The 18,694-nt window shown below is 66.8% G+C and carries 16 protein-coding genes; 11 read left to right on the top strand and 5 right to left on the bottom strand.

Annotated elements, in window-relative coordinates; translation table 11 throughout:
* The first annotated feature begins 111 nt into the window (after positions 1-111).
* The gene (locus ASE82_RS07630; RefSeq protein WP_056052149.1) at positions 112-2,367 is read left to right on the top strand and encodes an NADP-dependent malic enzyme; all 2,256 of its coding nucleotides are present in this window, start codon (positions 112-114) and stop codon (positions 2,365-2,367) included.
* Between the two features lie 158 nt (positions 2,368-2,525).
* Here the strand turns inward: ASE82_RS07630 and ASE82_RS07625 are convergent, their stop codons facing one another.
* The gene (locus ASE82_RS07625; RefSeq protein ID WP_056061017.1) at positions 2,526-3,314 is read right to left on the bottom strand and encodes an SDR family NAD(P)-dependent oxidoreductase; all 789 of its coding nucleotides are present in this window, start codon (positions 3,312-3,314) and stop codon (positions 2,526-2,528) included.
* Positions 3,315-3,446: 132 nt separating this feature from the next.
* Between ASE82_RS07625 and ASE82_RS07620 the strand changes: the two genes are divergently transcribed.
* From ASE82_RS07620 to ASE82_RS07605, 4 genes are all read left to right on the top strand, one after another.
* On the top strand, positions 3,447-4,274 hold the full coding sequence (locus ASE82_RS07620; protein WP_056061014.1) for an SDR family NAD(P)-dependent oxidoreductase: 828 nt from the start codon (positions 3,447-3,449) through the stop codon (positions 4,272-4,274).
* On the top strand, positions 4,271-5,704 hold the full coding sequence (locus ASE82_RS07615; RefSeq protein ID WP_235524613.1) for an MFS transporter: 1,434 nt from the start codon (positions 4,271-4,273) through the stop codon (positions 5,702-5,704). The genes ASE82_RS07620 and ASE82_RS07615 overlap by 4 nt, the downstream gene beginning before the upstream one ends.
* A gap of 242 nt (positions 5,705-5,946) precedes the next feature.
* A complete protein-coding gene (locus ASE82_RS07610) occupies positions 5,947-7,824 on the top strand; it encodes a M1 family metallopeptidase (RefSeq protein ID WP_056061009.1) in 1,878 nt (625 codons plus the stop codon).
* Between the two features lie 137 nt (positions 7,825-7,961).
* A complete protein-coding gene (locus ASE82_RS07605) occupies positions 7,962-8,585 on the top strand; it encodes a CHAP domain-containing protein (RefSeq protein ID WP_082441368.1) in 624 nt (207 codons plus the stop codon).
* A gap of 366 nt (positions 8,586-8,951) precedes the next feature.
* Here ASE82_RS07605 and msrB read toward each other — a convergent pair whose 3' ends face one another.
* The 4 genes from msrB to ASE82_RS07585 all read right to left on the bottom strand — a co-directional run bounded on the left by msrB (position 8,952) and on the right by ASE82_RS07585 (position 13,110).
* On the bottom strand, positions 8,952-9,440 hold the full coding sequence (gene msrB / locus ASE82_RS07600) for a peptide-methionine (R)-S-oxide reductase MsrB (protein WP_056061781.1): 489 nt from the start codon (positions 9,438-9,440) through the stop codon (positions 8,952-8,954).
* A gap of 61 nt (positions 9,441-9,501) precedes the next feature.
* The gene (locus ASE82_RS07595; protein WP_056061007.1) at positions 9,502-10,740 is read right to left on the bottom strand and encodes a cytochrome P450; all 1,239 of its coding nucleotides are present in this window, start codon (positions 10,738-10,740) and stop codon (positions 9,502-9,504) included.
* Positions 10,741-10,951: 211 nt separating this feature from the next.
* Complete coding sequence (locus tag ASE82_RS07590) at positions 10,952-12,187, bottom strand: ABC transporter permease (RefSeq protein WP_056061003.1); 1,236 nt, start codon at positions 12,185-12,187, stop codon at positions 10,952-10,954.
* Complete coding sequence (locus ASE82_RS07585) at positions 12,184-13,110, bottom strand: ABC transporter ATP-binding protein (RefSeq protein WP_156348813.1); 927 nt, start codon at positions 13,108-13,110, stop codon at positions 12,184-12,186. Before ASE82_RS07585 ends, ASE82_RS07590 begins: the two co-directional genes overlap by 4 nt.
* Before the next feature lie 44 nt (positions 13,111-13,154).
* Between ASE82_RS07585 and queG the strand changes: the two genes are divergently transcribed.
* The 6 genes from queG (at position 13,155) to ASE82_RS07555 (ending at position 18,535) form a co-directional block, all read left to right on the top strand.
* Entirely contained in the window at positions 13,155-14,333 is a 1,179-nt protein-coding gene (queG, locus tag ASE82_RS07580) for a tRNA epoxyqueuosine(34) reductase QueG (RefSeq protein ID WP_056060998.1), read from the top strand.
* A gap of 181 nt (positions 14,334-14,514) precedes the next feature.
* Entirely contained in the window at positions 14,515-15,192 is a 678-nt protein-coding gene (locus ASE82_RS07575) for a hypothetical protein (RefSeq protein ID WP_056060995.1), read from the top strand.
* Between the two features lie 119 nt (positions 15,193-15,311).
* On the top strand, positions 15,312-16,565 hold the full coding sequence (locus tag ASE82_RS07570) for a DNA-packaging protein (RefSeq protein ID WP_082441404.1): 1,254 nt from the start codon (positions 15,312-15,314) through the stop codon (positions 16,563-16,565).
* 169 nt (positions 16,566-16,734) lie between these two features.
* Positions 16,735-17,856 (top strand): phage portal protein, encoded by a 1,122-nt coding sequence (locus ASE82_RS07565; protein WP_056060992.1) that lies wholly within the window; start codon positions 16,735-16,737, stop codon positions 17,854-17,856.
* Complete coding sequence (locus tag ASE82_RS07560; protein ID WP_183129183.1) at positions 17,856-18,161, top strand: DUF6127 family protein; 306 nt, start codon at positions 17,856-17,858, stop codon at positions 18,159-18,161. The genes ASE82_RS07565 and ASE82_RS07560 overlap by 1 nt, the downstream gene beginning before the upstream one ends.
* Positions 18,158-18,535: an HK97 family phage prohead protease gene (locus ASE82_RS07555; RefSeq protein ID WP_200910696.1), complete on the top strand. Its 378-nt coding sequence runs from the start codon at positions 18,158-18,160 to the stop codon at positions 18,533-18,535. The genes ASE82_RS07560 and ASE82_RS07555 overlap by 4 nt, the downstream gene beginning before the upstream one ends.
* Positions 18,536-18,694: the final 159 nt, after the last annotated feature.

The raw sequence follows: 18,694 nt of genomic DNA, 5'->3' as shown, positions 1-18,694 counted from the left end.
ATCCTGGGCTCCTGCGTTCGCAGGAGAACATGGGCGAAGTGTCCGGGGTGACGAACGGCGACCGCCTGCCTAGAAGGTCCTCCAAACCCAACGACCGCGCGAGGCCCGCCCATGTCCGACGAAACGCTGCAATTTTCCGAACGCGAAGCTTTGCTCTTCCACTCGGAAGGCCGCCCGGGGAAGATCGAGATCATCGCCTCCAAGCCGATGGCGACGCAGCGCGACCTCGCGCTCGCCTATTCGCCCGGTGTCGCGGTGCCGGTGCAGGCGATCTACGACGATCCCGCGACCGTCTACGACTATACGGCGAAGGGAAACCTCGTCGCGGTGATCTCGAACGGCACCGCGATCCTCGGCATGGGCAATCTCGGGCCGCTCGCCTCCAAGCCGGTGATGGAAGGCAAGGCCGTTCTCTTCAAGCGCTTTGCCGACGTCGACGCGATCGACATCGAGCTGAAGACCGAGGACGTGAACCGCTTCATCGATGCGGTCGAGCTGATGGAGCCAACCTTCGGCGGGATCAATCTCGAGGACATCAAGGCCCCCGAATGCTTCATCATCGAGCAGGCTCTGCGCGAACGCATGAACATCCCGGTCTTCCATGACGACCAGCACGGTACCGCGATCATCACCGCCGCCGGGCTGATCAACGCGTGTTTGTTGACGGGGCGGAAACTGTCCGAGGTCAAGATCGTCGTCAACGGCGCCGGCGCCGCGGCGATCGCCTGCACCGAACTCGTCAAGGCGATGGGCGTGCGCGGCGACAACGTCATCCTGTGCGATCGCAAGGGCGTGATCTACCAGGGGCGCGAGGGCGTCGACCAGTGGAAGTCGGCGCACGCGGCGGTGACCGAAACGCGCACGCTGACCGAGGCGCTGGTCGGTGCCGACGTGTTCCTGGGGCTCTCTGCGGCAGGCTCGCTGACGCCGGAGATGGTCAAGGACATGGCCCCCGCGCCGATCATCTTCGCGATGGCCAACCCCGAGCCGGAGATTCGCCCCGAACTGGCGATGGCCGCGCGCCCCGATGCGATCGTCGCGACCGGCCGCTCGGATTATCCGAACCAGGTCAACAACGTGCTCGGCTTCCCGTTCATCTTCCGCGGTGCGCTCGACGTTCGCGCGACCGGCATCAACGACGCGATGAAGATCGCCGCCGCCAACGCCATCGCTGAACTCGCGCGCGAACGCGTGCCCGAGGAAGTCGCGGCGGCGTACGGCGTCAGCCACAGCTTCGGCCCGGCGTACATCATCCCCGCGCCGTTCGATCCGCGCTTGATGGAAGTCGTGCCCGTCGCGGTCGCCAAGGCCGCAATGGCGTCTGGCGTCGCGACCAAGCCGATCCTCGATATCGAAGCGTATCGGCATTCGTTGCGCGCGCGGCTCAACCCGACCACCTCGGTCCTGTCGATGGCGTACGAAGGCGCCCGCGCGCATCCCAAGCGCGTGATTTTCGCGGAAGGGGAGGAAGAGGTCGTCCTGCGCGCCGCGATCGCGTTCAAGGAAGGCGGCTACGGCACGCCGGTGCTGGTCGGTCGCGACGACGTGCCTGACCGGTTGCGTGCGCTCGGCGTCACCGATCCCGAGAGCTTCGAACTCCACAACAGCCGCGTCTCGCCGCTCGTGCCGCGGATGGTCGACTTCCTGTATTCGCGGCTCCAGCGTCGCGGTTACCTGCGCCGCGATTGCGAGCGGATGGTCAACCAGGACCGCAACATCTTCGGCGCGCTGCTGCTCCAGCTCGGTGAAGGCGACGCGATGATCACCGGCATCACGCGCACCTACGGCGAGACGATGCGCCAGATTTATCGCGTGATCGATCCGGCGGCGGGGAAGACGCCGTTCGGTATCCACCTGCTGGTGGGCCAGAGCCACACGGTGTTCATCGCCGACACGACGGTCAACGAACGCCCGACTGCCGAGCAGTTGGCCGATTTTGCCGAGCAGACCGCGGCGGTCGCGCGGCGGATGGGGCATGAGCCGCGCGTGGCGTTCCTGAGCTATTCGAACTTCGGCAATCCGAAGGGCGAATGGCTCGACAATATCCGTGATGCGGTGACGGTGCTCGACGGGCGGAAGGTCGGGTTCGAGTATGAAGGCGAGATGGCGCCCGACGTTGCGCTCAACCCGAAGCAGTTGGCGAACTATCCGTTTGCGCGGCTGTCGGGGCCGGCGAACGTGCTGATTATGCCGGGGCTCCAGTCGGCGCATATCTCGGCGAAACTGCTCCGAGAACTAGGCGGGGATTCGGTGATTGGCCCGATGCTGATCGGGATGGAGAAGCCGGTGCAGGTTGCGCCGATGACAAGCACGGCGAGCGAACTGGTGACGCTGGCCGTTCTCGCGGCTGGCGGCATAGCGCGCTAAACCCCCTCGCCCCTACGGGGAGAGGGAAGGGGCCCGCGGTACTTGCCGTGGGAAGGGAGAGGGGAGTGAGGCTCGGGACGCTTCATCCCAAAGCCCCTCTCCCTTCCGTCGCAAGCGCTCCTCCCTCCCTCTCCCCGGAGGGGCGAGGGACGCAGAAGTTAGGCGTCGATGCTTGTGCCTAGCGACGCATGCACGAGGCCGCCGTCCACCGTGATCGTCTCCCCGATCACGTAATCCCCCGCGCGGCTGGCGAGATAAATCGCCGCGCCGGCCATGTCCTCGTCCACACCTACGCGCTTCGCCGGAATCCCCTGCGCGACCGCATCGCCGTGATCGCGCGCCGCCTTGTTCATGTCGCTCGCGAACGCCCCCGGTGCGATCGACGTGACGTTGATCGAATCCGTCACCAGCCGCGCCGCCATCCGCTTCGTCAGATAGATCAGCGCCGACTTCGACGCGTGATAGCTGTACGTCTCCCACGGGTTCAGCCGCTGGCCGTCGATCGACGTGATGTTGATCACCTTCGCAGGCTTCGCGCGCGATCCCGAAGCCTTCAGCGCGGCATGCAGCGCCTGCGTCAGGAAGAACGGCGACTTGACGTTCAGGTCCATGACCTTGTCCCAGCCGACCTCCGAAAACTCCTCGAACGGCACGCCCCACGCCGCGCCCGCGTTGTTCACGAGGATATCGAGCTTCGATTCATGCTCGGCGAACTGCGCGGCCAATGCCTTGCACCCCGCCACCGTCGAGACGTCCTGCGGCAACGCGATGCAGTTCGGCCCGAGTTCCGCGGCCGCCGCCTCGCACACATCGGCCTTGCGCGACGAGATATACACCTTCGCCCCCTGCGCGATGAAGCCCGCGGCGATCATCTTGCCGATCCCGCGGCTGCCGCCGGTGATGAGCGCGACGCGGCCATCGAGCCGGAACAGGTTGGTCGTATCCATCACGCATCCTCCGAATGTTTGGCCGCTTGGTATCGCCGCGCGCCGTCCGCCGCAAACCCGTTTTTCGAACGAGCCGTCATTGACGAGTGCAAAGCCCGTACTATGCTCGCAAAAATGAGCAGGAGAGAGCGTGTGAAGTTTTCAGGCAAGCGTGCGGTCGTGACCGGCGGCGCGTCCGGCATCGGCCGAGCGACCGCGTTGCGACTCGCCGACGAAGGCGCCACCGTCCTGATCGGCGACATCGACGAGACCGGCGGCCACGCGCTCGCCGACGCCTCGGGTGGCCGCATCCTGTTCCAGCGCACCGACGTGCTCCAGGCGGGCGATATCGAGGCGCTGATGCAGACCGCCGACGATGCGGGCGGGCTCGACATCCTGTTCAACAATGCCGGCGCGGGCGGCTCACGCGACCCGATCGGCGAGATTTCCCCGGAGGATTGGGACCGCACGCAGGCGCTCCTCCTCCGCTCGGTCGCGCTCGGCATCCGGTACGCGGCACCGCTGATGGCCAAGCGCGGCGGCGGCGCGATCGTCAACACCTCCTCGGTGTCCGCGCTCGGCACCGGCTATGCGCCGACCGCCTATTCCACCGCCAAGGCCGGCGTCCTCCACCTGACCAAGCAGGCCGCCGCCGATCTCGCGCAGCACAGGATCCGCGTGAACGCGGTCGTCCCCGGCTTCATCGTCACCAACATCTTCACGCGCACGCTCGAACTCGACGCCGCCAAGACGACGCAGGCCGATGCGATGATCGCGCACATCGCCGCCGACGCGCAGCCGATCCGCCGCCCCGGCACCGGCGACGACATCGCCGCCGCGGTCGCGTTCCTCGCGAGCGACGATGCGAGCTTCATCACCGGCACGCACATCCTCGTCGACGGGGGCATGACGATCGGCACGCGGCCAAGCTGGGACCCCGCGCAACCCTCGCTGTTCGCGCTGCTCGACAAACTGAAATGACCGCACCCGCCCGCCGCCTCTCGACCGGCACGATGGCGAGCTACGGCTTCGGCGCAGTCGCCTACGGGGTGAAGGACGCCGGGTTCGGCACGTTCCTGCTGTTGTTCTACAACCAGGTCGTCGGGCTCCCGTCCGCCACCGTCGGGCTCGTCATCATGATGGCGCTGCTGATCGATGCGTTCGTCGATCCGGCGGTGGGCTTCTTCTCCGATCGCACGCGGACCAGATGGGGCCGTCGGCATCCGTGGATGTACGCGTCTGCGCTGCCGATCATGATCGGCTGGCTGCTGCTGTGGAACCCGCCCTCGGTGATGTCGCAGCCGCAGACGCTGATCTGGCTGTTCGTCATGGCGGTGATCGTGCGCAGCGCGGTGAGTTGCTACGAGGTGCCGTCGGTCGCGCTGACGCCCGAGCTGACGTCGGGCTATGACGAGCGGACGCGGATCATGGCGTATCGCTATCTGTTCGGCTGGGTCGGCGGGCTGCTGATGCTGTTGTCGGCGTACCAGTATTTCCTCGCGCCCACCGCGGCGTTCCCGAACGGCCTGCTCAATCGCGCCGGCTATGGCGGCTTTGCGCTGGCGGGGGCGATCTTCATTGGTGTCGCTATCCTAGTTTCCGCGCTCGGCACGCATCACGAGATCAGGCATCTCCCCAATCCGCCGATCACTAGGCAGACTCTCCGTGAGTCCTTCGCCGAACTCCGTCAAACCGTGAAGAACCGCGCGTTCGCGATCCTGATGGCGGCGGGCGTGTGCGCCTACACGATCCAGGGCATCAGTTACGCGATGTCGAATTACCTCTACACCTATGTGTGGGGCTTCAAGGGGCCGGTGTTCGTCTACCTGACGATCGCGCTGTTCTCGGGCGTGTTCCTCGCGTTTCTCGCCGCGCCACGGCTCGGCAGGACGGGGAGCAAGCCCAAGGCGGCGATGGGCGCGGTGCTGCTTGGCGCGGCGCTCAATACTTCGCCGTACTGGCTGCGGATGCTCGGCGTTTTCCCGGAGGTCGGCGAGCCCACGCTGCTGCCGATGCTGTTCGGGTTCTTCATCCTCGGCACCGCGTCGAACGTTACCGGGTTCATTCTCGGCGCGTCGATGATGGCGGATGTGGTCGAGGATTCGGAGGCGAAGACAGGTAGGCGGTCGGAAGGCGTGTTCTTCGCGGGCTCGTTCTTCGTCCAGAAATGCACGAGCGGGATCGGGATATTCTTCGCAGGCATGATCCTCGCGATGGCGGGGTTCCCGGCCAAGGCGACGCCGGGGACCGTGCCGGTCGGGACGATCGATCGGCTGACGTTGATCTATGCCGGCCTCTACATCGTGCTGGCATGCGTCTCGGCGTTCTTCTTCTCTCGGTTTCCATTCGGGCGGGTCGAGCATGAGGCGCGGTTAGCGCGACTGGCAACGACACCGGTTCGCGATAGCTAGGAGTCACGGCTTCCAATGATCCTCCCCCGCCAGGGGGAGGTGGCTGGCCCTTGCCAGACGGAGGGGGAGGCATGCGAAACGTGCGTTCCGGATCCTCCCCCTCCGTCACCTTCGGCGACACCTCCCCCTTGCGGGGGAGGATGCAAAATCGCGATCGTCCCACCCTTCCAGCAACGGGACCCGCACGGTAGGACTGACGTTTGGCCTTCCCGATATCGAGGAACGCCGACATCGGAGTTTTCATGCGTATCCCCGCACTAGCCACCGCCCTCGGTCTCGTCCTCGCATCCCCCGCCGTCGCGCAGACGGTCGCCCCCATCCTCACCACCCCCGACGCGCGCGATCCGCACAGCTACGCCCGCCCCGCCGAGGCCCGCGTCACGCACGTCGCGCTCGATCTCGCCGCCGACTTCGACACCCACGTGATCCGCGGCATCGCGACGCTCGACATCCTGGCGAAACCGGGCGCGAAACTTGTCCTCGACGACAACGGCCTGAAGATCGTCACCATCACCGACGCCGCCGGCAAGCCGCTCCCTTACGAGATCGGCGCCGTCGACAAGATCCACGGCGCGCCACTGACCGTCACGCTCAACGGCGCCAGGAAAATCCGCATCGCCTATGCCTCGTCCCCCGACGCAAAGGCACTCCAATGGCTCACCCCAGCGCAGACCGCGGGCAAGACGCAGCCGTTCCTGTTCAGCCAGGGCGAGGCGATCCTCAACCGCAGCTGGATCCCGACGCAGGACTCCCCCGGCATCCGCCAGACGTGGGAAGCGAAGATCGCCGTCCCCAAGCAACTCACTGCGGTGATGAGCGGACTCGCGACCGGCAAGCCGACCTGCACGGCGGATCGCTGCACGTTCGAGTACAAGATGGACAAGCCCGTCGCGCCGTATCTGATCGCACTCGCGGTCGGCGACATCGCGTTCAAGTCGACCGGCCCGCGCACCGGGATCTGGGCCGAGCCTGCGACCCTGCCCAAGGCCGCGTACGAGTTCGGTGAACTCGAGAAGTTCGTCGCCGCCGCGGAGGGGCTGTACGGCCCGTATCGCTGGGGCCGCTACGACGTGCTGGTCCTGCCGCCGTCGTTCCCGTTCGGCGGCATGGAGAACCCGACGCTTACCTTCGCCACGCCGACCGCGATCGCCGGCGACCGCAGCCTCGTCTCGCTGATCGCGCACGAACTCGCGCACAGCTGGTCGGGCAACCTCGTGACGAACGCGACCTGGGACGATTTCTGGCTCAACGAAGGCTTCACCAGCTATTTCGAGAACCGGATCATGGAAGCGCTCTACGGCAAGCGCCGCGCCGACATGGAGGCCGACCTCGCCTGGACCGACATGCTCGCCGCGGTGAAGGACGCTGGCGGCCCCGCCGCGAAGGACACGCAGCTTCACCTCGATCTCGACGCTGCGCGCGATCCCGACGACGGCATGACGCAGATCGCCTATGACAAGGGCGCCGCCTTCCTCCGCACGATCGAGAAACAGGTCGGGCGCGCACGGTGGGACGCGTATCTTCGAAGCTATTTCGACCGCCACGCCTTCCAGCCTCAGACCAGCGCGGGTTTCCTCGCCGACCTCAAGTCGAAGCTGCTGACTCCCGCCGAAGCCAAGACGATCGGTGTCGACATCTGGGTCTACAGCCCCGGCATCCCGGCGAACGCGGTGCACGTGACGTCCGCCGCGTTCCCCGCGGTCGATGCGGCGGCGAAGACGTATGCGGCTGGCGGTCCCGTCTCGGGCGTGCCCGGCAAGGCGACCACACAGGAGATCACGCGCTTCATCACGCAGCTCCCGCGGAAACTCCCGGCCGAGCGGTTGAAGACGCTCGATACCGCGTTTGGCTGGAACACGACGGGCAATGCCGAGATACGCTTCGCCTGGCTACAACTCGCGCTCGCCAATCACTATGCGCCCGCCGACGCCTCGGCCGAGCAGTTCCTGACGTCGCAGGGCCGCCGGAAGTTTGTCGCGCCGCTGTTCCAGCAGCTGATGGAGTCGGGTGACTGGGGCCACAAGCTGGCGATGCAGATCTACGGCAAGGCGCGGCCGGGCTATCACGCGGTCACGCAGGTCACCGTGGACCGCATAACCGGTTGGAAACTCATGAACTGAGCCGCCCTGAGCGCCCATTCGGGGCGTTGGTCGGCGCGGTAACACGCTTCGTCGGATATGGTTCCCGCACGGGTTCCAATTAAATCGAACCTCCCGTAGCCAGAATGCGACAAACGGGTTTTGGCCGGGGGGTCTCGATGAATTTCAAGGCGTTAGCAGCGCGTTTTGCGCTGGTGGTATCGTGCGGCCTGATGACGGCCACCCCTGCTGCGGCCCAGTTCTGGCAGTGCGTGACGTTCGCACGCTCGGTGTCGGGCATCGAAATCCGCGGCAACGCGAACACCTGGTGGAGCCAGGCCGAGGGTCGCTACGAGCGTGGCCACACCCCGAAGGCCGGCTCGGTCCTCGCCTTCTCGCCGACCTCGCGGATGCGCGTCGGCCATGTCGCAATGGTCTCGAAGGTCGTCAGCGATCGCGAAGTCCTACTCACCCACGCCAACTGGTCGCGCCCCGGTGCGATCGAGACCAATGTCCGCGCAGTCGACGTCTCGCCGGCCGGTGACTGGAGCATGGTCAAGGTGTGGTACGGCCCGCAGGGCGACCTCGGCACTTCGGCCTATCCGACCAAGGGCTTCATCTATTCGGGCCACGCGCCTGCTGGCGATACGCTCGATGCGCCGGTGCAGCCTTCGTTCCAGATGGCGAGTGCTAGCCACATCGTCTCTGCAACGCAGCGCGCCAATGCAGCGCAGCTTGCGACGATCCAGCACGGCCCGACCGATCCGCGCGGGATCTTTACGCTGGTGAACGAGGCGAACTGAGGTTTGCCTGTGAGGTGAGCGGGGGTCCCGGTTCGGTACCCACAGCATTCGGTTCCACGTCGCCAGCCTAGCGTTTCACTCGCGACCGCCCCCCTGACAGTTAGGCGCTTCAGCCTCCCAAACGTCACCTCCCCGGCGAAGGCCGGGGCCCAATTGGAAAGGTCGCAGTAACGGAACGCTGCCCTCGATCAGCGGCGTTTCCCAATTGGACCCCGGCCTCCGCCGGGGGGGCAAAACAAGGCCCCGCTCGGCATACATTCTTGTTCTCCCGCGAAGGCGGGAGCCCAGTCTGGACCCCCGCCTTCGCGGGGGAACACGCTACCTAATCAGGTCCGTTACGCGTCGAATACGTTCAAATGAACGCCCTCAAACCGCCTTGAACGTCAGCGCATCGCCGTTCATGCAATAGCGCTTCCCCGTCGGCTTCGGCCCGTCATCGAACACGTGCCCGAGATGACCGCCGCATCGGCGGCAATGCACCTCGGTCCGCCCCATTCCCATCGTCGAATCCACCCGAGTCCGAACCGCATTCGGCAGCGGCTGCCAGAAGCTCGGCCAGCCCGTGCCGCTCTCGAACTTGGTCTTCGACGAGAAGTTCGGCAACGCACACCCGCCGCACGAGAAGATTCCCGCGCGATGTTCGCCGTTGAGCGGGCTCGAATAGGGCCGCTCGGTGGCCTCCTTGCGCAGCGTATCATACGCATCGGGCGACAGCTTCTTGCGCCACTGCGCGTCGGTCAGCGTCACCTCGAACCGCTCGGCGGCCTGGGCGGGTTGCGACGTGCATCCCCAGAGTGCGAAGCCGGCGACGCCCGCTCCGGCAAGCGTTAGGAAAGCGCGGCGGTCCTGGGTCATGTTCGTCTCCATGGTTCGGATATAGGTACGGTCGAACCACCCGATAAGGTTACGCCGAGCCTCAGTATTTGCTGATTTCCACCGGCAGCGTGCGATAGCCGTGGACGAAGCACGCCGCGACCCGCGTCGGTTCGGCGAGCACGTTGATCCGCATGCGCCGCGTCGCCATTTCCTCCAGCAGGATCGCGATCTGCATTTCGGCTAGCCGTGCGCCGACGCAACGATGGATGCCGTGGCCGAACGCCAGGTGCCGCCGCGCGTTCGAGCGGTCGACTACGATCGCATCCGCATCGTCGCCGAACACGCTCTCGTCGCGGTTCGCCGAGATGTACCAGAGCGCGAGCTTGTCGCCGGCCTTGATCTGCTGGCCCATCAATTCCGCGTCCGCCGTCGCGGTGCGGCGCATGTGCGCGAGCGGCGTCTGCCAGCGCAGGATCTCGCTCACCGCGTTGGGGATCAGCGTCGGGTCCGCCTCCAGCTTCGCGCGCGACTCCGAGAATTTGTCGAGGCCATAGGCAAGCGCCGACATCGAATTGCGCGTCGTGTCGTTGCCGCCGACGATCAGCAGGATGAGGTTCCCGATGAACTCGTTGTGATCCATGTGGCTCATCGCGTCCGAATGGATCATCATCGAGATCAGGTCGGGCGTCGGCGCCTTGTCGATCTTCGCATCCCAGAGGTTTTTAAAATACGAGCCGCATTCGAACATATGCGCGAGCCGCTGACCGCGCAGATCCTCGTTCTTGACGATCTCGATATCGCCCGCCCAGTCCGACCACAGGGTCAGTTTCCGCCGGTCCGCCCAGGGGAAGTCGAACAGGATCGCGAGCATCTGCGTGGTGAGTTCGATCGCGACCGTATCGACCCAGTCGAACGGCGTGTTCCACGGCAGGCTGTCGAGCATGTCGGCGGTCCGCCTGCGGATATCGCCCGACATCCGGGTCATCTCGCTTGGCGTGAAGGCGGGCGCGACGGTGCGGCGTTGCCCGGTATGCACGGGGCGGTCACGTGCGATGAACATCGGCATGCGGACGTCGCGCTCGGCGACGAAATCGGCGATCGTGATGCCGCCGGCCTCGGAGGAATAGAGGTCGGGGAGAGACTCGACCTCGACGATGCCCTTGTAGCTGGAGACCGACCAATAGGGGCCGTAGTCGGAATGCTCGACGTAATGGACGGGGGACTCGGCACGGAGTTGTGCGAACGGCGCCTGCCAGAGGTCGTCGCGGTAGAGTTCGGCGCGGCTCACGTCGAGCGGATCGACTGTGTGTTGCGCCACGTCTCTTACCAGAGTCGCCATCGTTTCTCTCCCTTGTTTTGCCGCAGGAGAGGCTTTGCTGACACTTATGTCAATAGAGTAGGGATCGTAACCGAATGATCCTCCTCCGCCAAGGGGAGGTGGTGCCGAAGGCGACGGAGGGGGAGGACACGAAGCAGAGGTTATCCCTTTCCTCCCCCTCCGTCTGGCAAGAGCCAGCCACCTCCCCCTGGCGGGGGAGGATCGTAAACACCTACGCTGCCGCCTTAACCTTGCGCCGCCAGAACGGCCGGGCGCTGCCCGATTGCAGCACGCCGCGGCGGAACAGACGCGCCCCCACCGTTATGAAGATCGTCACCCACAGGGCCTGCCACGCGAGTGCGGCGACGTGTGGCCAGAGTTCGGGCGAGTTTGCCGCGCGGCCGGCCATTGCGAATGGCGAGGAGAGGGGGAAGAGTTCGGCGGCGGTGGCGAGCCAGCTGCCGGGGTGGGAGACCGCGGCGGAGGACAGTCCGAACATCGCGACTTGCAGGATCGTGATCGGCAGCGACAGCATCTGGATCTCGCGCATCGTCGTCGCCTGCGCCCCGACCCCGAGGAACACCGACCCGAGCAGCAGATACGCCATGCTAAAATAGGCCGCGAACAAGACCGCGAACATCGGCGCGCCGACCGCGGGCGTCAGGTCGCCCAGCGCGACTGCCGCGGCGGCGGGCATCAGCGACGTGATCTGCGTGACGACGGTGCCCCAGAACGCGACGAAGAGTACCGCGACTCCGAACATCCCGATCAGCTTGCCGAAGAACACGGACTCCAAGGGCACCGCGGCGGCGAGCACCTCGATCACCTTGTTGTTGCGCTCCTCGGCCATCGTGCCGACGACCTGGCCGGAGAGGAACAGCGTCAGGAAGAAGATCCCGAACACCGCGAAGAAGGCGGATTGGTGCTGGCCGCCGACCGAGGTGGTCGAACGCGTCACCTGCGTCTTGGTCGCGGCGATCGTCGGCAGCGTTCCGCCGAGCTTCTCCGCCGCCAGCGTCGTCTGCGCGAGCAGCCCGAGGTAATCGGCCGAGCGTTTGCCGCGCGGTCCGTACAGGATCTGCGGCGCGTCGAGCGGGCCGTACAGCACTGCGGAAGCGTCGACGTCCTTGGTCTCGAACGCCGCGCGTGCCTGCGCCGCGGGATCCGTGGCCGGCGCGACGATCGACAGTTCGGGGGGCGCTTCGTCGCTGCGGAACATGCCGCGCAGCCGGGAGTCGGCCTCGTCGATCGGCCGCGTGGTGGTGGCGGGGACGATCGCGATGATCCGCGTCTTGTCCTGGGCACCATCAGTGACGCTCGCCGCGCCCAACCCACCGATCGCGCCGAACGATCCCATGATCAGGGGCGCGAACAGGAACAGCAGGAAGATCGGCGTGAACACCGTGGCGATGAAGTCGCGGCGCGCGATCGTGAACGTCTGGCGGAGGGTACGACGGAACCGGCTCATGCCGCGTCCTCCTTCGCGACGTCGGCATGCTGCCCAACGATCTTTACGAACGCCTCGTGCAAGCCGGGCCGCTCGATCGACAGCCCCGAAATCCCGTATCCCGCGTCGATCAGTCTCACGAGCAAGCTCTCGATTCCTTCGTTCGGCAGCTCGAACCGCCAGCTATCCCCGTCCGCTACCGCATCCGACGGGAGCACGCCGCGGATCGCCGGATCGGGGCGGTGCGGCGTATAGTGGACGCGTTGCGGTAAAATTCCCCGCGCGTCCGCCACCGTGCCCTCGAACCGCCGCTTCCCGCCGGCGATGATCGCGAGGCGGTCGCACAGCCGTTCGGCGTGGCTCATGATATGTGTCGAGAACAGGATCGTCGCGCCGCGATCGCGCTCGTTGAGGATCAGCTTCTCGAGCCGCTCCTGGTTGACCGGGTCGAGCCCCGAAAACGGCTCGTCGAGCACCAGCAGGTCGGGCTGGTGCACTACCGAGCCGAGCAACTGCACCAGCTGTGCCATGCCCTTCGACAGTTTGCGGATCTTCTCGTCGACCGCATGGCCAAGGCCGGCGGCTTCCATCAGGACCACCGCACGCTCGCGCCCGGTCTTCCAGTCGAGCCCGCGCAGAGCCCCCAGGAACGCGATCGCCTCGCGCGCCTTCATCGCCGGATACAGCCCGCGCTCCTCCGGAAGATACCCGACCCGGTCGCTTGCATCGCGCGGATTGTCGTAGCCGAGCAGCGTGCGCGAGCCCTCGTCGGGCTCGATGATCCCGAGCAGCATGCGCAGCGTCGTCGTCTTGCCCGCGCCGTTGGGCCCGAGTACGCCGTACACCGAGCCGCGTGGCACCATCATGTCCACCCCGTCGACCACGCGCCGATCGCCGAACCGCTTTACGATCCCGCTCGCGGTGACCGCCCATTCATCGTTCACGCGCAATCTTCCTCCCGAGGGTGGCGTCGTGGTAGCGGGCGGACGTGGCGCAAGACAAGCTGGAACACAGGCTGAAGGCCAAAGCGGCGGAACTCGGCTTCGTCGCGTGCGGGATCGCGCATGCGGGGGCGGCGCCGCGCGCGGGCGAACGGCTCCACCAATGGCTGGCGGACGGGCGCCACGGCGACATGATCTGGATGGAGGAGCGCAAGCACCACCGCGAGAGTCCCGCGGGTTTGTGGCCGGAGGTTCGCAGCGTGATCGCGCTCGGCATGAGCTATGCGCCGAAGGACGACCCGTTGCGCCTGGCGGACGAGGGCGGGGTAGGGCGGATCTCGGTCTATGCGCAGGGTCCGGATTATCACGATGTCGTGAAGCGGCAGTTGAAGGCGCTCGGACGGTGGCTGGCGGCGGAGGCGGGGCGCGACCTGCCGCCGTTCGACCTGAAGGTGTTCGTCGACACCGCGCCGGTGATGGAGAAGCCGCTTGCCGAAGCCGCCGGGCTGGGCTGGCAGGGCAAGCACACCAATCTCGTCAGCCGCGATCATGGCAGCTGGCTATTCCTGGGCGCGATCTACACCACGCTCGATTTGGAGCCGGACCGCGGCGGCGTCGACACTTGCGGCAGTTGCGACGCGTGCCAGACCGCATGCCCGACCGCGGCGTTTCCACGGCCGTACCAGCTCGATGCCCGCCGCTGCATCTCGTACCTGACGATCGAGCATGCCGGCCCGATCCCGCACGAGTTCCGCGCCGCGATCGGCAACCGCATCTATGGCTGCGACGATTGCTTGGCGGTGTGCCCCTGGAACAAGTTCGCCGCCGCCGCCAACGCGAACCTGGCATTTCATCCTCGCGCGGAGTTGGTCGCGCCCGAACTCGCCGACATCCTGGCGCTGGACGATGCGAGCTTCCGCACGGTGTTCGCGGGCTCGCCGATCAAGCGCGTCGGTCGCGCCAAGATGATCCGCAATGCCTTGATTGCAGCGGGGAACAGTGGCGATCCTGGCCTCGTCGAGGCCGTCGTCGGACTGTTGGGCGACTACTCGCCGGTCGTCCGGGGCGCGGCGATATGGGCATTGCGGCGACTGGATAGCGCGCGCTGGGGCAGCGAGCGCGGACGTCGGCTGGCGGACGAGGGCGATCAGGGCGTGCTTGGTGAGTGGGGGGCGGCTGCGGTGGATCGTGTCGTGCCTCTGGTCGATCTACCCGTGAGCGAGTAACCAAACGGGTTAATTACCTTGACATCGTCACGCTCATCTGGCACATAACGGGAACATCGAAAACTAGCGAGTCGGGCCGGGCGGTCTGGCTTTCGGGAAGCCGGGACGATCGGGGCGGGAGCCTTTGTCGTCGCCGGCTTTCTGCGTTTGGCGGTGCGGTGCAGGCAAGCGGGGGCGCGGCATGGGGATCAAGAGCAAGGCGGCCGGGAACGCGAAGGTCGGCGGGTTAGTCGTCACGGGTGGGAAGAACCGGGTTCTTGTGGCCCGGAAACCCCGGGCGAAGGAATGGACACTCGAGCGGCAAGCCACGTTTCTCGAGGAATTGGCGATGACCGGCAACGTGACCACGTCTGTCGTCGTGGTAGGGATGTCGCTCGGTGGAGCCTATCACCGCCGCTCGCACGATCCTGCGTTTGCCGCAGCATGGCAGGCGGCGTTGTCGCGCGGGTATGACCGGTTGGAGGAACTGCTGTTGGCGACGTCGCTCGCCTCTCTGGATCGCGATGATGGGCGTCTTGGCGGGCAGGGCGACGACGACCCTCGCGATGGGGGTGTGGAGGCGCCCCGCAACGAGACGGCGGCGGTCGGCGACGCTGGTGCCGTCGAAGACGTGGGTGCCGTCGAAGAAGGGGGCGGCGAAAAGATCTGGGGCGGGGCTGCGGTGCCCGGTGCGGGGCTGATCAAGCTGTCGAGCGTGACGGCGATCCAGTTCGCGCTGGCTATGCTGAACCAGCATCGCGCGCGAGAGGCGCGGGGCCGCCAGTCCAGCCAGACCTGCCGGGCCACGTCGGTGGAGACCGATGCCGCATTGCTGAAGCTGCTGGATTCGCTGGCGCGGCGCCAGGCGCTTGTCTCTTGACGCGCTCGGGAAGCGGCGAAGGCGATCCGGGGGCGGTCGACCCGGCGCCGGTGGCCACGGTCGAACGCGACCTGGTGGCGGAGCTGGCCGACCTGCCGGTGGTGCACCGTGCCGGGATCATGCGGAAGCTGTCGGTAGGTCAACGCAACGAGCTGCGCGATCGGTGGCGGCACTGGGCGCATGACGGGCAATATCCACCCGAGGGTGACTGGCGGATCTGGCTGATCCGGGCGGGGCGCGGATTTGGCAAGACGCGGGCGGGCGCGGAGTGGGTGAGCCAGATCGCGCGCGACGATCCGACCGCGCGGATCGCGCTGGTCGGCGCGACGATCGACGATGTGCGGCGCGTGATGGTGCAGGGCGAGAGCGGCCTGATCGCGGTGGCGCACGACAACGAGGCGCTGACGTGGCGCAGCGCGGTCGGCGAAGTGCATTTCGGCAATGGCGCGAAGGCCTATGCGTATTCGGCGGAGGCGCCGGAAGCGTTGCGTGGGCCGGAGCATGGCTGGGCGTGGTGCGACGAACTGGCGAAGTGGCGTTACGGCGATGCGACCTGGGACAATCTGATGATGGGCTTGCGGTTGGGTACGGTGCCGCGCGTGCTGGTGACGACGACGCCCCGGCCGGTTGCGCTGATGCGGCGGGTGATGGCGTTGCCGGGACTGGTCGAAACGCGCGGGCGGACGCGCGACAATCCGCATCTGCCGGTGAGTTTCGTGGAGGCGGTTACCGCCACGTATGCGGGGACTCGGTTGGGGCGGCAGGAGCTGGATGGTGAGCTGATTGAGGATATTGCCGGCGCCTTGTGGACGCGGGCGCTGGTGGAGTCCCGGCGGGTGGCTTTTGCGCCGGAGCTGACGCGCGTCGTGGTGGGCGTGGATCCTCCGGCGGGGAGTGTGTCCGGGGGGCCGGGGGATGCTTGCGGGATCGTGGTGGTGGCGCTGGGAGTCGATGGGTTTGGGTATGTTTTGGAGGACGCCAGTGTTTCGGGTGCTTCTCCCGAGGGGTGGGCTCGGGCCGTGGCCGAATGTGCCGAGCGGCATGGCGCGGATCGGGTGATCGCCGAGGCTAACCAGGGGGGGAAGATGGTAGGGAGCGTTCTCGCTGGCGCCGACCGGGCGATGCCGGTGAAGCTGGTGCATGCTTCGCTTGGGAAGGTGGCGCGGGCGGAGCCGGTGGCGGCTTTGTATGAGTGTGGGCGGGCCTGGCATGTGGGGGCGTTTCCGGCGCTGGAGGACGAGCTTTGCGGGCTGATTGCCGGTGGGGGGTATGAGGGGCCGGGGCGGTCGCCTGATCGGGCTGATGCGCTGGTTTGGGCTATGACCGAGGTGATGCTTGGGCCTCGGGCGCGGGTTTCGGTGCGGGTTTTGTAGGGTGGCCCTCTCCCCGACGGGGAGAGGGAAGGAGGAGCTCTTGCGACGGGAGGGTGAGGGGCTTTGGGGCGGGTGTTCCTAGCCTCACTCCCCTCTCCCTCCCACGCGCAAGGGCGCGCGGGCCCCTCCCTCTCCCCGGAGGGGCGAGGGAATTTAGAGGAGATCATCCATGAAATTGTTCGGGTGGAAATCCGGGCGCGATGAGTCGCGGCCGGTGTTGTCTCGGTCTTCGGCGGGGGCGATCGGGGGATCGGCGTTTGGCGAGTGGCCGCGGAGTTACGAGGCGCAGGTGCGCGAGGCGTATCTCGATAATCCGATCGCGCAGCGGGCGGTGAAGCTTGTCGTCGAGGGGCTGGGGAGCGCGCCGATCGTCGCGTCGGATCCGGCGTTGCTCGCGTTGGCGACGGTGCGGTCGGGCGGGCAGACGCTGATCGAGACGGTGGCGGCGCATCTGATGCTGCACGGCAATGCGTATGTGCAGGTGCTGCGCGATGTCGAGGGCGGGGCGGCGGAACTCTATGCGCTGCGGCCCGAGCGGGTGACGGTCGAGCCGGATGCCAGTGGGTGGCCGGCGGCTTACCGGTACCGGGTTGGGGAGCGGGTGGCTCGCCTGCATGCCGATCCGGTGCGGCCCGAAGTGATCCACCTGAAGAGCTTCAATCCGGTCGATGATCATTATGGGCTGGGGTGCCTGGGGGCGGCTTCGGGGGCGGTGGCGATCCACAATGCGGCGGCGCGGTGGAACAAGGCGCTGTTGGATAATGCGGCGCGGCCTTCGGGGGCGCTGATGTACGATCCCAAGGACGGCGCGACGCTGTCGACCGAGCAGTTCGAGCGGTTGCGGGGTGAATTGGAGGCGTCGTTCTCGGGGGCGGGGAATGCGGGACGGCCGATGCTTCTGGAGGGGGGGCTCAGGTGGCAGGCCTTGAGTTTGTCGCCGGCGGATATGGATTTCGTGGGCACGAAGGCGGCGGCGGCGCGGGAGATCGCGCTGGCGTTCGGGGTGCCGCCGATGCTGCTCGGGCTGCCGGGGGATAATTCATATGCGAACTACCGTGAGGCGAACCGGGCGCTGTGGCGGCTGGCGATCTTGCCGCTGGCGACTGCGGTGTTGGGCGGGATCGCGCAGGGGCTGGCCGGGTGGTTCGAGGGGGCGGCGATCTCGGTCGATCTCGACCGGGTGCCGGCGCTGGCGGAGGATCGCGAGCGGCTTTGGGGGATGGTTTCTGCGGCTTCGTTTCTCAGTGATGTGGAGAAGCGGGCGTTGCTCGAGATTCAGGAGGTGGCGTGATGGATGGGGCGGTTTTGGCGCAGTTGATGCGGCAGGGGGCTGAGCGGGGTGTCGACCTGGTGACGCTGCGGGCGATCGTGGAGGAGGCGGGGGAATTGGGGGCGGCTCGGGCTTTGGCGCGGGTGGCGTTGAGCGACGAGCGGGCTCGGGAGGATGTGGCGGAATTGCGCGAGCTGCTGGCGGCGTGGCGGGATGCGAAGCGGTCGGTGTGGAAGGCTGTGGTGGGGTGGATCGCTCGGCTGGCGATGGCGCTGATGCTGGCTGGGCTGGCGGTTAAGCTGGGGTTTGCTGCGTGGTTGAAGTGAGTGTGGCGTTTGCCGGGTATGCGGCGGTGTTCGATGTTGTCGATCGGGCTGGGGATGTGGTTCGGCGGGGGGCTTTTGCTGGGGCTGGGGTGGTGCCTTTGTTGTGGCAGCATCGGGGCGGGGCGGTTGGTTTGCTGGCCTCGGTTCGGGAGGATGCGCGGGGGTTGCGGGTCGAGGGGGTGGTTTCGGATCCGGAGCTGGCTCGGCTGGTGCGGGCTGGGGCGGTGGCTGGGTTGTCGGTTGGGTATCGGGCGACGTCCGTGCGGCAGGGGGTTCGGCGGGAGTTGCTGTCGGTCGAGCTGGTGGAGGTCAGTCTGGTGGCTGTGCCGATGCAGGTTTTGGCTCGGGTTGAGGTGGTGGGCATCGTGGTGTGATCGTTTTCCTGCGGACGCAGGAATCCAGGGTCGAGGGGTGAGACGCGTGTGACCCTGGGCTCCTGTGTTCGCAGGAGAACGGTGATTGGCGCGGGTGTTCCTAGCCTCACTCCCCTCTCCCTCCCACGCGCAATAGCGCGCGGGCCCCTCCCTCTCCCC

It is taken from the genome of Sphingomonas sp. Leaf230, from assembly GCF_001421745.1.
Taxonomy (GTDB): domain Bacteria; phylum Pseudomonadota; class Alphaproteobacteria; order Sphingomonadales; family Sphingomonadaceae; genus Sphingomonas.
The sequence above is the reverse complement of the archived record's forward strand: the minus strand, read 5'-3'. Positions and strand labels throughout refer to the sequence as shown.